A 14,363-nucleotide genomic window follows, 5' to 3' on the forward strand; every position below is an offset into this window, starting at 1 on the left:
TTTGAACAGGGCACGATGACATGGTTGATTATGGCGAACTTGCTGGTGGTAGATGGCTATTTTAGTCAGGATCTTTATAAATATCGCAAGGATAATCGGGGAGGTAGGATAAGACGTGAGCGATCTTGGCTTTTGCAAAATACTCATAAGCTTTTGCATAATCTTTGGTAACCCCCATGCCATTTTCGTACATTCGGCCTAAATAGAGATAGGCATCTTCATTATGTTGTGCAGCCGCTTTATGGTACAGCTCTAGAGCTATTGTATAATTTTGGCCAATTGCATGACCATGTTGATACATGAAACCAAGCATAGCCTGAGCATCGGGAATCCCATTATCAGCCGCTTTTTTAATCCAAGCAAACGCTTTAAGCCAATCTGTATCAACAACTTTTCCGTCATAATAGTGCAGTCCTAAAACATACTGTGATTTAGCACAACCTTGTTCTGCTGACATCTTTATCCAGCGATAAGTTTCTTCAGGTTGCCTTAGATACCGTGTGTTCCATGACGCGACGCTAAATTGTGCTTCGGCATCACCATTAACCGCATCTTCGCATACCTGTTTTGGCATATCTCTCATCCAACTATTACTATATTTTTTATATAAGTCGTCACAGTAGTTGGCAGAGACGGCAATAGGGGCAGACAATAATAATAACAAGGTGTACTTATTCATTGAGTTCATTTTTTAGTGGGATAGAAATCAATACTTATCTTAAATTTAATTATTGATGCTTTACAATGTGTAGACGGTTTTTATATCACGTACTATTTCGTTGGAGAGAAAAGGTATATGAAGAAGTGCTGCTTGCGCATCCTTAGTGACGTAACAGCATGATGAGGCGAGAAAAGAGCCCGCCTCATCGCGGAGGTCACTATCAGTCTTGTGGCTTATTATCGCGTGTCATCATAACGAGAGAAAGGCGAGCGGGGTGCTGATTTTCACTTTTCATCGGTTGATTAATGCGCGCCGTTTCAACACAAACCATCTGTTTGTAGCCATTGTTTGGCATATCTTGCATGCTACATGACAATTCAGCCCATGGGTTCCAACATACAACGTCAGAGTTATGGTAATGGTGTATTTCAATGGTTCGTGACCAGCTATCATCACGGATCAAACTATATTCCTCTGGCTCAGAGTAAATTCTGTCGGTATGGCTATTAATTTTTAGCGGCTTATCTTCATAAACTTCACGGTCACTGACTTTATCAAAGTAGTGGCCACCTAAACCGTATACCGTGGTTTTTTGGATATCACCAATATTGAGGTAAGTGTGCATTGCGGCTGTGGTTTCAAAATCACCATAGCTTTCTAATTCTAACTCACAGGTCTCACCGAGTTTCATTCGCAATATCAATGTAAACTCATGTGGCCATAGTTTGCGTGTATATTCGTTATCTGTCAGAGTGAAGGTGAGGATCACGCCATCTTCATGTTCATTATGTGCAGTAAATTGCCACGGTAAAATGCGGGCGAAACCATGACTTGGGCTACCTGCGGGGCCAAACCAAGGCCAGCAAATAGGGATACCCCCACGAATGGCTGTACCTGCTTTGAAAGCACTTTCACTGCTTAGCCAGATGCACGGTTTTTGACCACAAGGTTGCCAATCGATTAATTGTGCACCTTGAATACTAACGGCACCACGCACTTTAGGATGCGAAACAATAATTAAGGGTAATTCACCCAATTGGCGTTGGCTAATGTAGGCTGAAAGTTGCTTAATCACCGGTAAAGCAAAGAGTTTATCGTGCATAATTATTTGCCTGTGAATAGAGAAACAGTGAATACAAATAGGTTAGCAGAACTTAGGAAAACCGTCATTCACTCTAAGAGGTAAGTGAGGGGCTCCTGACAATTTAGGAGCGAATAAAAGCAAAAGAGCCGCCTAAAGGCGGCTCAAATTAACCATAAAACGCTAATAACTCTTATTTAGAGATGTGAGCGATCAGGTCTAGAACTTTGTTTGAATAACCTGTTTCGTTGTCATACCAAGAAACCAGTTTTACAAAGTTGTCGTTCAGTGCGATACCTGCTTTAGCATCGAATACTGAAGTCAGTTTTTCACCGTTGAAGTCAGTTGATACAACGTCATCTTCAGTGTAACCCAGAACACCTTTCAGCTCGCCCGCAGCCGCTTCTTTGATAGCGTCACAGATTTGAGCGTAAGTGGCTGGTTTTTCCATACGTACAGTTAAGTCAACAACTGAAACGTTTGGAGTAGGAACACGGAAAGACATACCAGTCAGTTTGCCATTCAACTCAGGAATAACTTTACCTACCGCTTTAGCAGCACCAGTTGAAGATGGGATGATGTTTTGAGAAGCACCACGACCACCACGCCAGTCTTTGTGAGAAGGACCATCAACAGTTTTTTGAGTTGCTGTTGTTGCGTGAACAGTCGTCATCAGACCTTCGATAATGCCGAATTTGTCATTGATAACTTTAGCCAGAGGTGCCAAGCAGTTAGTTGTACAAGAAGCGTTAGAAACGATTTCTTGACCTGCATAGCTCTTATGGTTAACACCCATAACGAACATTGGCGTGTCGTCTTTTGAAGGGCCAGTCAGAACAACTTTTTTCGCGCCTGCTTGGATGTGTTTACGTGCAGTTTCATCAGTTAAGAAGATACCTGTTGCTTCTGCAACAACGTCAACACCAACTTCGTTCCACTTCAGGTTTGCAGGATCTTTCTCTGCAGTGACGCGAATTTTTTTGCCATTTACAACTAGGTGACCATCTTTAACTTCAACAGTACCGTTGAAACGACCGTGAGTAGAGTCATATTTCAGCATGTATGCCATATAGTCTGCATCGAGCAGGTCGTTGATAGCAACGATTTCGATATCAGAACGCTCTTGTGCAGCACGGAAAACGATACGGCCAATACGACCAAAACCATTAATACCTACTTTGATAGTCATAGTATTTCCACCAGCTATTTATTCGTGAATTAAGTTGTAGTTAAAGTTACCAAAACCTTGCCAGCCGTCAAGCGGAATCGTGTCAATTATTGAAAAAAATCAAAACAACTCGCACTAATTGCTTACTTGTCAGCCACTTTAGAGGCAAATACATCCGCACGTATTATCGGGATTGTGCGGGATAATGAAACCTGCTATCAGTGATATATGTGAAACTCGTCACAAATCAAAACACAAAGCACTATGTTAATTAGTTTAGAATATCTTTATAAAACGTGTTGTTAATTTTTTGTTGCACCGAATGGGGGTATTCTTAGCTTAATACCACTCAGTTATTTCAATATTTGGGTTTGATATGACAGATAAAAGTAAGCAACCGATTGATATCTCGGAGCTAAATGATATTCAGCAATATGTCACTCAGCAGGCAGGGACCGAGCGTCCGTTCACTGGCGTGTTATTGCATAATCGTAAAGATGGGGTGTATGAATGCCTGTGTTGTGGTACACCACTTTTTCTATCAGACACTAAATTTGATGCGGGGTGCGGGTGGCCGAGTTTTTATCAACCAATGACTGAAGATGCGATTAAGTATATCGAAGATTTCTCCCATGGAATGCATCGGATTGAAGTGCGTTGTCAAAATTGTAATGCCCACTTAGGACATGTGTTTCCTGATGGTCCACAACCAACGGGGCAACGTTACTGCATTAATTCAGCATCATTAAGTTTTATCGATGAGAAAACTGGCGAAAAGACCCGTGGATAGGGTGCTGAAGCTAGCTGACGCTGAAAACTAAATTAAGCAATATCGATTCAGCTAAGTTGAAATAGATAATATGTCAAATGAACTACTAACTGGGTCTCTTTGAAGGAGTTGTGAAGTGAGTGTAAATTTAGAGCCAGAGCAATTAGAGCAACTGTTATCAGTGATGACCCCTGAAATTTATCAGCGTTTGGTGACAGCCGTTGAATTAGGAAAATGGCCTGATGGTGTCGCATTAACCCCTGAGCAAAAAGAGCATAGCTTACAGATGGTGATGTTATGGCAGTCTCGTCATAATCATGATCCTGAACATATGACCATTGGTACGGATGGGCAGATCACGATGAAAAGTAAGCAGGAACTTAAATCGATGTTTCAAGGGGAAATGTTGGCAACCTTGAAGCCACAAAATAAAGACGAATAATCGCAATTAGAGGCAGGCGACAGGCGAAATAACACGCTAGGCATACAGAAAAACGAAATGAACAGTGTGCCTTGTCGCCGTGGTTGAAAATGGCGCAATCAGCGTTGATAAAACATGGATATGGGGGAGAGGTACTCGCGTGTGCTTTTTATTCAATCTATGTCAAACAACCAATAGTGTTAGCGACTAGCCAATACCTTGCCTTAAAAGGGCAAGGTACGTCGTTGTTAATTATTGCAGAGAATCGGTGGTGAGTAGGGTCGCCCCTTTTTGTGACATCTCGGCTAATGCGAGTTCACTATCCATTGCGGATAAATTTACGCCTCGGCAACCATCGGTAAGTACATCAACGTTATATCCCAGCTTTAACGCATCAAGTACCGTGAATTTGACACAATAATCGGTCGCTATCCCCATAATGAATAATTGGGTAATTTGTTGCTCTTGTAACCAAGCGTGTAATCGCGTCTGGCTTACTTTATCATTGTCGAAAAAAGCACTGTAGCTGTCTACTTGCGGATTTTCACCCTTCGTAAAAACTTCACAAATGGCATCTCGGTTGAGTTCCGGATGAAACTCAGCGCCAACTTCCCCTTGAACGCAATGAACGGGCCACCACACTTGGGGAATGCCATTAAGCGTACCAATGTCACCAACTTGTGTTCCTGAATTAACAGCAAAGCTCAGGTGATTAGCGGGGTGCCAGTCTTGACTAGCGATAATCGGAATATTTTGTCGTTGGCATAGCTCTATCGCCTTATTCGCTGTTTTTATTACCGTTTCACTATCGGCGACAGCAAGGGCACCACCTGTACAAAAATCATTTTGTAGATCAACTAACAGTAAAGCGGATTTAACTAAATCCTCATTTGGCTTATTCATCGGCATAGCTGAGTTCACCTCTAAGATTATGTTGCATTAATTCCCGAACATGTGCCGGTGTATATTCTTGACTAAGTAAGTAATGTAACTTACTCAATGCAGCTTCAAATGTCATATCAAATCCACTGATAACGCCTGCCTCGGCAAGTGCATGTCCTGTCGCATAGCCTTCCATATTGACTCGACCTGAAATGCACTGTGTCAGATTTACCACAATAATGCCTCGGTTTGTAGCATCATGGAGAATTTTCAGTAATTCAGGGCGTTGTGGGGCATTTCCGACACCATAGGAGCGTAAAATCAGAGCTTTTACAGGTTGTTGGAGTATGTTACGTACAATTTCAATAGACAGTCCGGGATAGAGCATAACGACACCAATCGGTTGTGGTGTGATCCGGTGGCAGATTAATGGGCCAACACCGATTGGGGCTGGGCAGGTATTAAAAGTACGAATATGAATACCTGCTTCCATTAATGGTGGACAGTTGGGGGAAGTGAACGCATCGAAACCATCGGCATGCGATTTTACGGTGCGGTTTCCTCGATACAGTTTATTGTTAAAGAACAAACCGACCTCATTAATGGGGTAATTCGCAGCGAGATATAAGGCATTAAGTAGATTAGTTTGGCCGTCTGAACGCAATGCCTCTAAGGGGATTTGTGACCCTGTCACAATTACAGGCTTACGTAGGTTCTCTAGCATAAATGATAATGCTGATGCCGTATAAGCCATTGTGTCAGTGCCATGTAAGATAACAAAGCCATCATACAGCGCATAGTTTTCACTGATATCATCGGCAATGATTTGCCAATCTTCTGGCGTAATATCAGAGGAGTCGATTAAAGGCTGGTGTTCTTTGATGGTAAACTCAGGCATTTCAGGGCGATGGAATTCGGGCATTTTAGCTAATTGGGCCTGAAGGTGCCCTGAAACTGGAATATAACCTTGTGGGGAGTGGCGCATACCAATGGTTCCGCCAGTATACACAACATAAATCGATTTCTTCTGCATTGAGTTACCTAATGTTCGACGAATAGCATGAATAACAATATAAGCAGCTATTACTATCCTTTGTTTTATATGAAGATATAACAATTTTGACTCATTTAATTATTGTTATCTACTGTTTAAGTGGGATTTGCGAGAGGAGAGGCAAGATAAATAGAGGGATCCCCTTTAGGTGTGCTAAAGGGGATCAGGGAAGTTAGTTAATTTCGGCGCAATTTAAACAGAATGCGTAACGATTTTGAGGATCGTTCATTTTTAAGAAGAATTGTGCCTGTTGACGAATGTCGGTAGCAACAGCTTCTGGTAAGAAGACCTGTAGAACGTCAGGCATCACTGCTTGGGCAGTGCTACTGAGTTCTAAAATTAACTGATCCATAAATGACAACTCAGGTTGCATCCAATCTAATGAGACGTCATTGAGTTTGGCTAATTCAGCCGCTTTAGTCACGGCATCATCGAAATCCCCTAATTGGTCGACTAAGCCAATTTTTTTCGCGTCACTGCCAATCCAAACACGGCCTTGGGCGATTTTATCAATTTCTTCTGGCGTTTTATTACGTGACTTCGCGACTAAACCTATAAAGGTTTTATAACCATTTTCGATAGTAATTTGCATCATATCGGAAAATTCAGGGCTAATTCCTTTGGTTGCAGAGATATCGGCAAGTGGGGTGGTTGATACACCGTCAGTATACACTCCGACAGAATCTAAGGCATTTTCAAAGGTATTGATTACGCCAAAGATGCCTATCGAACCCGTAATCGTATTCGGGCTTGCCACAATATAGTTCGCAGGGGTTGAAACCCAATAGCCGCCAGATGCAGCCATGCCGCCCATTGAAACGACGACGGGTTTACCCGCAGCACGTGCAGACGCGAGTTCGTTGCGGATAAGATCAGAAGCCGTTACGCTACCTCCAGGGCTATTAACGCGTAAGATGATTGCTTTAATATTTTCGTTCAAACGGGCTTCGCGAATTTGTGAGCTAATTAAATCACCACTTGCAATACCCGGAGATTGAGGGCCATCCATGATAGCGCCCTGAACGATGATAACGGCAATATTACCCGCTGTGGCTGATGTTTCAGAGCCAGTTGTGCTGGTCAGCTTACCTGAATAATCATAAATACTGATGTAATTGAAATGCTTCTCTTGTTTATTCCAGCCAAATTGATTCTTAAGTACATTTTCTGCTTGCTCACGCGTATAAATCTTATCAACTAATTTTTGATTTAATGCGTATTTTGCGTTATCACCACCGGAGGCACGTAACTTACTAAGTAACACATCTGCCCCAGGGAAGATACCTTTCGCAGTGGTTTGGCGGTTTTTGGCTAGTGTATCAAGATAGTTATTCCATAACGCATCTAGCCACTGTTTAGTCGCTTGGCGTGCTTCTGGTGACATATTGTCTCGCATTAGCGGTTCAACAGCAGATTTATAAGTCCCCACACGGAAAATATGGCTACTGACTTTTAATTTTTCTAACAAGGATTTGTAGTAAAGGGTGTTTGTTGAAAAGCCTTGGATCCCCACCATACCTTGAGGGGATAGAAAAATATGATCAGCGTAACTGGCTAAATAATATTGAGACTGACTAAAACTATCGCCAACAGCATAGATAGGTTTTCCAGACTCTTTGAATTCAGTAATCGCTTTCCCGATAAAGTTTAGGGAAGGCTGATCTGCACTAACGAGGTTATCTAAACGTAATACCATGCCAGTAATACGATCATCGGTTGCTGCACTACGAATGGTATCGACAATGTCAAATAGTGAGTTTTCTTGCATGCGGTTGTTAGGGGTTCCCAATAACTCACGACTCATGCGGCCAAAAGGATCGGGGGTTGAGACCTGATCAACGACAATACCCTGTAAGTCAACATAAAGTGCACCAAAATAGTTCTGGTCAGGTTTAGAATCGGATTGATATAGCGCTATCGAACCAATAACTAAAAAACACAATATAAGAAAAATAGTGTTGAAAACCAATTCCCGAATAAAATTTAGTATTCGCCAACTGAATTTAAATACAGTGGCGATGATTTTCCATGTTTGACGCATAATTTCTCCGACACACGAATTTGCACTTGTTATCTTAACGAAATAAAAACAGTTGTCTGCAAATGAATAATATTTTTATTCATAACAATACGCTTTGGAGCGTTGTACAATGTCGTGATGATATTTTTCAACATACACAAATGATATAATTCAATCAATTAATCAATATAACACCATGGTACTCGTTAGCGAATAAGATGAATGATAAGTTTTTAAGCTGAGTACCTAACCCTGGTTGGGGTATTTAATCATTAATCAGCGCAATAATGATTGCTTGTTTGAATGACTATTATATCAGTTTACTCTGAATCGGAGAGGAATATGGATGCTTTAACCCTTTTATTGAACCGCCGTTCAGCTTCACGGCTAACAACCCCAGCACCACAAGGCGATGAATTGCAAAATATTTTAGCGGCAGGTATGCGTGCTCCTGATCATGGTGCTTTACGGCCTTGGCATTTTATTGTGATGCAAGGCGAAGGGTTAAATCGCTTTAGCCAATTACTTGAAAAAGCAGCGAAAGAGGGCAACTTAGGGCCGGAAGTGGAAGAGAAAGCGCGTAATGCCCCGTTTAGAGCACCTTTGATTATTACAGTTATCGCGAAGACTCAAGCACACCCTAAAGTACCTGAGTGGGAACAAGTTGTTGCTGCTGGTTGTACGGTACAAGCGATGCAAATGGCGGCGGTTGCCCAAGGATTTGGGGGAATTTGGCGTTCAGGTTCTTGGACGGAAGATGCGGTTGTGCGTGAAGGATTAGGTTGTGCACCGACAGATCGCATTGTGGGCTTTTTATATTTAGGTACGCCTGAACTGAAAGCACCTGCAAAAGTACAGATCCCTGATATGCAAGAATTTGTTTCTTACTTTTAATTGATAAGGCCGAGCGTAATGGAAAAAATTAGATTAACACAGTATAGCCATGGTGCAGGTTGTGGTTGCAAAATTGCCCCAAAAGTTTTGGAACAAATCCTTCATACAGAGCAGGCCAAATTTCATGATCCTCATCTGCTTGTAGGTAACGAAACAAAAGATGATGCGGCTGTTTATGATTTAGGCAATGGCATAGGGATTATCAGTACGACAGATTTTTTTATGCCCATTGTTGATTCACCATATGAATTTGGTCGTATCGCGGCGACTAATGCGATTAGTGATGTGTTTGCTATGGGCGGTAAACCCATTATGGCAATTGCTATTTTAGGGTGGCCTATTGCGAAACTATCTCCCGAAGTGGCAAGAGAAGTCATTGAAGGAGGGAGAGCGGCTTGTGCCGATGCAGGGATTACGCTTGCAGGTGGTCACTCTATTGACGCACCAGAACCGATTTTTGGTTTAGCGGTAACTGGGGTGGTAAATACAGAGCATGTGAAGAAAAATAGTGCAGCAACAGCAGGTTGTGAACTTTTTCTGACTAAGCCGCTGGGCATTGGCGTATTAACGACCGCAGAGAAAAAAGGGTTATTAGCCGAAGAGCACCAAAATCTTGCGGCACAAACAATGTGTCAGTTGAATAAACTGGGAGCTGTTGTTGCACCGTTACCGGGCGTGACTGCAATGACTGATGTGACGGGTTTTGGTCTACTTGGGCATTTGAGTGAAATTTGTCAAGGCTCAAAGGTACGAGCAGAAATATCCTTTAGCCGAGTACCGAAACTTGCAAATGTTGAACATTATATCGATGCCGGTTGTGTACCTGGGGGAACCCAACGCAACTTTGAAAGTTATGGGCATCTTATTGGGCCGATGACAGAGGCTCAACGCAAATTATTATGCGATCCACAAACATCGGGTGGTTTACTGATAGCAGTAGAACCTTCTGAGGTCGCTAAAATTAAAGACATTGCACAGCAGCAAGGTGTTTTGTTACAGTCTATCGGCAAATTATTACCCCATCGGGAAAATGTACCTTTAATTGAAGTGATAGATTAATTCATGCGTTTGTTTATTGCGGAAAAGCCCAGCCTCGCTAGGGCAATAGCGGATGTGTTGCCAAAACCTCATAAGAGAGGGGATGGTTTTATCCAGTGCGGTGATGACCAAATAGTGACATGGTGTATAGGCCACTTATTGGAACAAGCTGAGCCAGATGCGTATGAGCCTCGGTATGCTCGCTGGAATCTGCAAGATCTGCCGATCATTCCTGAAAAGTGGTTGTTAAAACCACGTTCCGCAGTGACAAAGCAGCTTAAAACGATTGATTCCCTTCTCAAACAGGCAACGGAAGTCGTTCATGCCGGAGACCCTGATAGAGAAGGGCAATTGCTGGTGGATGAGGTATTAGATTTTTTGAAGCTTTCTGATGAGAAAAGAAAGCAAGTCAAACGTTGTTTAATCAATGACCTTAACCCTCAAGCCGTTGAAAGAGCCATCGAACGGTTACGTGAAAACCGAGAGTTTATTCCTTTATGCGTTTCGGCATTAGCAAGAGCAAGAGCGGATTGGCTATACGGTATTAACATGACGCGTGCCTACACATTGTTGGGGCAACGTGGCGGGTATCAAGGCGTATTATCAGTAGGGAGAGTACAGACCCCTGTATTAGGCCTTGTTGTTCGCCGTGATGAAGATATTGAAAACTTTGTACCTAAAGATTATTTTGAGGTACGCGCCCATATTGTGACGCCAGAAAATGAACGTTTTGTGGCTACTTGGCAACCAAGTGAATCTTGTATTGATTATCAAGATGAAGAAGGGCGTTTATTTCATCGTCCTCTTGCTGAACATGTGGTGTCGCGTATTACAGGGAAGCCTGCTTTTGTTACGCAGTATCAGGACAAACGCGAATCTGAAATTGCGCCATTACCATTCTCCCTTTCTGCACTACAAATTGAAGCTGCTAAAAAGTTTGGGCTAAGCGCTCAAGAAGTTTTAGATATCTGCCAGCGTTTATACGAAACTCATAAATTGATCACGTATCCACGTTCAGATAGCCGTTATTTACCGGATGAGCATTTTGCTGGACGTCATTCTGTGTTGAATGCGATTTCAGTACATCAACCTGAATTAACCCAGTTTGAATTACCTGAATTAGATAAAAAAAATCGCTGCTGGGACGATAAAAAAGTGGATGCTCACCATGCTATTATTCCAACCGCAAAAGCCGTATCAGTAAAACTAACGGAGCATGAAGCCAATATTTATCAACTGATCGCCCGTCAATATATCATTCAATTTATGTCAGATGCCGTTTACCGTAAATGTACGATTGAGCTTGACATTGAAAAGGGCAAGTTTATTGCGAAAGCGCGTTTTTTAGCGGAAGCGGGTTGGCGAGTCGTATTAGGCAGTAAAGAGCGCGATGCTGAAAATGACGGTAGCCCATTACCGGTTGTTGCTAAGGGGGATGAGTTACTGTGTGAAAAAGGCGAAGTGCTTGAAAAACAAACGCAACCCCCAAGGCCTTTTACGGATGCGACACTATTATCCGCGATGACGGGGATTGCGCGTTTTGTTCAAGATAAAGCCTTAAAAAAGGTATTGCGTGAAACTGATGGGTTAGGTACTGAAGCGACGCGAGCAGGTATTATTGATCTGCTATTTAAGCGTCAGTTTTTATATAAAAAAGGTCGCTATATTCACTCAACCCCAGCGGGTAGAGCGTTAATTCATGTATTGCCTGATATGGCCACATTGCCAGATATGACGGCGCATTGGGAATCTATTTTGACGCAAATCAGTGAAAAACAAACGCGTTATATTGATTTTATGAATCCGCTTAGTGCGACATTAACGCAGCTTATTCATCACGCCCGTCAGTTTACTAACTTACGAGCATTTCGAGAGTTACCGCCTGTCACAAAGAATAAAACGACTAAAAAGCCCGTAAAATCGGCGAAAAAACCGAAAAAAAGTGAGCAAGAGTAGTCTACTAGTGAGTGTGAGCCATTTGATGGTTATCGGAGAGGTCGATAGGGAAAATCTTCCCTATCGAACAAAAAAGAGCAGTTAGCCTTTGGTTAAATCAAACTCGGCCCAAACGGGGGCATGATCTGAAGGTTTTTCCATTCCCCGTATTTCGTAGTCAATCCCTGTTGCCACACAACGTGTAGAAAGAGCCGTAGACGCTAAGAGTAAATCTATACGTAAGCCTCTGTTATCATCAAAACCTTTTGAACGGTAGTCAAACCACGAGTAACAATCATCCACGTCAGGGTTCATTGCGCGATAAGTATCGACAAGCCCCCAATTTAGCAGTCGTTCCATCCATGCGCGCTCTTCGGGTAAAAATGAGCATTTACCTGTTTTTAGCCAGCGTTTACGGTTCGCTTCGCCAATACCAATATCCAGATCAGTTGGACTAATATTCATATCACCCATGATCAATAGCTGTGATTGAGGGGTCTGGGTTGATGTAATATAGTCTTGTAAGTCTTGGTAAAATTTCTCTTTAGCAGGGAATTTTACTGGGTGTTCACGGCTTTCGCCTTGAGGAAAATAGCCATTTACGACAGTTAATAAACCATGATTGGTTTCAATATCTGCCATGATGATCCGGCGTTGTGCATCATCATCGTCGGTAGGAAAGCCTTTTCGAACTGCAACAGGCTTATTTTTAGTCAGGAGAGCGACGCCATAGTGTGCTTTTTGACCATGATAAAATACATGATAGCCTAACTTGCTAACGTCATCGTAAGGAAACATTTCGTCGTGAACTTTGGTTTCCTGTAGACCTATCACCTCTGGCTGATGCTTATCAATGATAGCTGCCAATTGGTGTGGGCGAGCACGGAGGCCATTTATGTTGAAAGAGATAAATTTCATGGTCTTTTATCACCTATTAGATTTTTGTCTGTACATCGAGATTCTAACAGATGATGACTAGACTGTAACTATTAAATAACTATTTAAATATAAATTGAATTATGCTTAATGAATATTTATAGCTCTAATTATAATCGTAATGTTTTATCTTAAAATTTAAATAAGATTATTAGTTATATAATTAATGAAAAATATGTTCACTGATTTCAAATTGGTGATTTATATTTAATGTGATTTAATAGTCGAGTCATAAAAAATAATGAAATGAAACAGTATAATATATTGCTTTGCATTGTTGGAAAATATAAAAATAGTTTTATGAAAAATTGTTACTCATTCAATGAAAAATTAAATTAAAATTTTCATCTGATATGTCAAGTGATGGGCTATTCAACATATTGTTTTTAATGATTAATAATGTTGAATTTTGCATGTTTAATAAACAGAATGGGGTCATAGATATGTTCTTTTCAAGAAAATTAGAGGCATTTATGGCAGTTGTTGAAAATGGCTCATTAAGTAAGGCTGCTAGGGTAATGAACCGAACGACGCCACCAATTGCTAAGTCAATTAAAGACTTTGAAACAAGCTTAGGAAAACGCCTATTTAAACGAGAAAAGTTTGGTATGACTTTAACTAAGGATGGTCAAGAGTTATATAATGACTTACGTGATCTTTACTTACAAGAGAAGGAAATAACTAAGAAACATTTTACAGGTTATATTGTCAATGAAGCCAATATTTATTATGACTGGGGGAAAGAAAATTTCCTTATTCACCTTTATCAGGCAGCAAATAAAAATAATGTTCAAATTAATATATTGAGGTTTAATTATGAGGAGGTTGATGAAATTGTTGATTACGATGGTAATACGGTTATTTTAAGTTCTCAACCTGTCGTCAGTGAGCGTTTTTCCTTACAAAGAAAAATAGAGAATGCATCATTAGGGATTTATTGTCGTAATGAATTATATGAAAAATATCATTACAATATTATGGCGCTATTAAGGCAATGCACATGGCTGTGTGATCCTGCATTTTATAAGAGCAGTTTAATGGGGGAGCTGCTTAATCAGGTTGAACTAGAAGGTAATAAGGCCAGTATTCGGCAAATGGATAATATTGGTAACTGCCAGAGTTTTCTTCAAGTTGGTGATTTTATTGCAATTATTGATTACTACCCTGAAAATGACGTGAATGATAAGTTGCTTAACTATATTCCGTTAAATTCAATTATTGAGGATTGCTGCTGCTATGTTTATAAGTCTAAGTCACACTCTAGTGTGTTAAATCGATTTATAGACACAATTGATACTTTAGGTGAAGGGAACGCTTGAATGGTGGTGGGAGAAGGATTCGAACCTTCGAAGTCTGTGACGGCAGATTTACAGTCTGCTCCCTTTGGCCGCTTGGGTATCCCACCAGATTTTGAGTTGCTGTATTCGTTGACAGCGGGCGGCATCATATCAAATGACGCGCCCCTGTAAAGTATTAATTTTTTAAAAGCTGTTCAAATGCTGTT

General features: G+C 41.3%; 13 protein-coding genes and 1 tRNA gene. 6 read left to right on the plus strand and 8 right to left on the minus strand.

The genetic code is table 11. From position 1 onward, the window contains the following. Positions 1-61: 61 nt before the first annotated feature. From PR699_RS04900 to gapA, 3 genes are all read right to left on the minus strand, one after another. The gene (locus PR699_RS04900; RefSeq protein WP_014656075.1) at positions 62-679 is read right to left on the minus strand and encodes a tetratricopeptide repeat protein; all 618 of its coding nucleotides are present in this window, start codon (positions 677-679) and stop codon (positions 62-64) included. A gap of 202 nt (positions 680-881) precedes the next feature. Then, positions 882-1,763: a D-hexose-6-phosphate mutarotase gene (locus tag PR699_RS04905; RefSeq protein ID WP_004920336.1), complete on the minus strand. Its 882-nt coding sequence runs from the start codon at positions 1,761-1,763 to the stop codon at positions 882-884. Between the two features lie 172 nt (positions 1,764-1,935). Continuing rightward, positions 1,936-2,931 carry a glyceraldehyde-3-phosphate dehydrogenase gene (gapA, locus tag PR699_RS04910; RefSeq protein WP_004920333.1) on the minus strand — a complete coding sequence of 332 codons (996 nt, stop codon included), beginning with the start codon at positions 2,929-2,931 and terminating at the stop codon, positions 1,936-1,938. A gap of 355 nt (positions 2,932-3,286) precedes the next feature. On the opposite strand from gapA, the gene msrB reads away from it, so the two are divergent. Together msrB and PR699_RS04920 are read left to right on the plus strand one after the other, a co-directional pair. Then, positions 3,287-3,700 carry a peptide-methionine (R)-S-oxide reductase MsrB gene (gene msrB / locus PR699_RS04915; protein ID WP_004920330.1) on the plus strand — a complete coding sequence of 138 codons (414 nt, stop codon included), beginning with the start codon at positions 3,287-3,289 and terminating at the stop codon, positions 3,698-3,700. Between the two features lie 115 nt (positions 3,701-3,815). After that, entirely contained in the window at positions 3,816-4,121 is a 306-nt protein-coding gene (locus tag PR699_RS04920) for a YeaC family protein (protein WP_004920326.1), read from the plus strand. A gap of 231 nt (positions 4,122-4,352) precedes the next feature. On the opposite strand, the gene pncA is transcribed toward PR699_RS04920, so the two are convergent. The 3 genes from pncA to sppA all read right to left on the minus strand — a co-directional run bounded on the left by pncA (position 4,353) and on the right by sppA (position 8,077). Beyond that, positions 4,353-5,009, minus strand: coding sequence for a bifunctional nicotinamidase/pyrazinamidase (gene pncA, locus PR699_RS04925; RefSeq protein WP_014656074.1), 657 nt, complete (start codon positions 5,007-5,009; stop codon positions 4,353-4,355). Next, complete coding sequence (ansA, locus tag PR699_RS04930) at positions 4,996-6,015, minus strand: asparaginase (protein ID WP_004920319.1); 1,020 nt, start codon at positions 6,013-6,015, stop codon at positions 4,996-4,998. Before ansA ends, pncA begins: the two co-directional genes overlap by 14 nt. Before the next feature lie 193 nt (positions 6,016-6,208). Beyond that, positions 6,209-8,077 (minus strand): signal peptide peptidase SppA, encoded by a 1,869-nt coding sequence (sppA, locus tag PR699_RS04935; RefSeq protein WP_014656073.1) that lies wholly within the window; start codon positions 8,075-8,077, stop codon positions 6,209-6,211. Between the two features lie 321 nt (positions 8,078-8,398). Here sppA and PR699_RS04940 point away from each other — a divergent pair, with 321 nt between their 5' ends. The 3 genes from PR699_RS04940 to PR699_RS04950 are packed head-to-tail and all read left to right on the plus strand — an operon-like array spanning position 8,399 to position 11,944. After that, on the plus strand, positions 8,399-8,950 hold the full coding sequence (locus PR699_RS04940) for an NAD(P)H nitroreductase (RefSeq protein WP_014656072.1): 552 nt from the start codon (positions 8,399-8,401) through the stop codon (positions 8,948-8,950). A gap of 18 nt (positions 8,951-8,968) precedes the next feature. Further along, positions 8,969-10,009, plus strand: a complete 1,041-nt coding sequence (gene selD, locus PR699_RS04945; RefSeq protein ID WP_014656071.1) for a selenide, water dikinase SelD — start codon at positions 8,969-8,971, stop codon at positions 10,007-10,009. Positions 10,010-10,012: 3 nt separating this feature from the next. Then, a complete protein-coding gene (locus tag PR699_RS04950; RefSeq protein WP_014656070.1) occupies positions 10,013-11,944 on the plus strand; it encodes a DNA topoisomerase III in 1,932 nt (643 codons plus the stop codon). 81 nt (positions 11,945-12,025) lie between these two features. Here PR699_RS04950 and xthA read toward each other — a convergent pair whose 3' ends face one another. Next, positions 12,026-12,841 carry an exodeoxyribonuclease III gene (gene xthA / locus PR699_RS04955; protein ID WP_004920298.1) on the minus strand — a complete coding sequence of 272 codons (816 nt, stop codon included), beginning with the start codon at positions 12,839-12,841 and terminating at the stop codon, positions 12,026-12,028. 461 nt (positions 12,842-13,302) lie between these two features. Here xthA and PR699_RS04960 point away from each other — a divergent pair, with 461 nt between their 5' ends. Beyond that, entirely contained in the window at positions 13,303-14,178 is an 876-nt protein-coding gene (locus tag PR699_RS04960; RefSeq protein WP_041705365.1) for a LysR family transcriptional regulator, read from the plus strand. 1 nt (position 14,179) lies between these two features. Here PR699_RS04960 and PR699_RS04965 read toward each other — a convergent pair. Then, a tRNA-Tyr gene (locus PR699_RS04965) sits at positions 14,180-14,264 on the minus strand. Positions 14,265-14,363 lie beyond the last annotated feature (99 nt).

This window comes from Providencia sp. PROV268 (assembly GCF_028477805.1).
GTDB classification, from domain to species: Bacteria; Pseudomonadota; Gammaproteobacteria; order Enterobacterales; family Enterobacteriaceae; genus Providencia; species Providencia stuartii.

Bases quoted from the DNA above. Each gene is read 5' to 3' on its own strand.
- PR699_RS04900 (WP_014656075.1), bottom strand. From the start codon at position 679: ATGAATAAGTACACCTTGTTATTATTATTGTCTGCCCCTATTGCCGTC.
- PR699_RS04905 (WP_004920336.1), bottom strand. From the start codon at position 1,763: ATGCACGATAAACTCTTTGCTTTACCGGTGATTAAGCAACTTTCAGCC.
- gapA (WP_004920333.1), bottom strand. From the start codon at position 2,931: ATGACTATCAAAGTAGGTATTAATGGTTTTGGTCGTATTGGCCGTATC.
- msrB (WP_004920330.1), top strand. From the start codon at position 3,287: ATGACAGATAAAAGTAAGCAACCGATTGATATCTCGGAGCTAAATGAT.
- pncA (WP_014656074.1), bottom strand. From the start codon at position 5,009: ATGCCGATGAATAAGCCAAATGAGGATTTAGTTAAATCCGCTTTACTG.
- ansA (WP_004920319.1), bottom strand. From the start codon at position 6,015: ATGCAGAAGAAATCGATTTATGTTGTGTATACTGGCGGAACCATTGGT.
- sppA (WP_014656073.1), bottom strand. From the start codon at position 8,077: ATGCGTCAAACATGGAAAATCATCGCCACTGTATTTAAATTCAGTTGG.
- PR699_RS04940 (WP_014656072.1), top strand. From the start codon at position 8,399: ATGGATGCTTTAACCCTTTTATTGAACCGCCGTTCAGCTTCACGGCTA.
- selD (WP_014656071.1), top strand. From the start codon at position 8,969: ATGGAAAAAATTAGATTAACACAGTATAGCCATGGTGCAGGTTGTGGT.
- PR699_RS04950 (WP_014656070.1), top strand. From the start codon at position 10,013: ATGCGTTTGTTTATTGCGGAAAAGCCCAGCCTCGCTAGGGCAATAGCG.
- xthA (WP_004920298.1), bottom strand. From the start codon at position 12,841: ATGAAATTTATCTCTTTCAACATAAATGGCCTCCGTGCTCGCCCACAC.
- PR699_RS04960 (WP_041705365.1), top strand. From the start codon at position 13,303: ATGTTCTTTTCAAGAAAATTAGAGGCATTTATGGCAGTTGTTGAAAAT.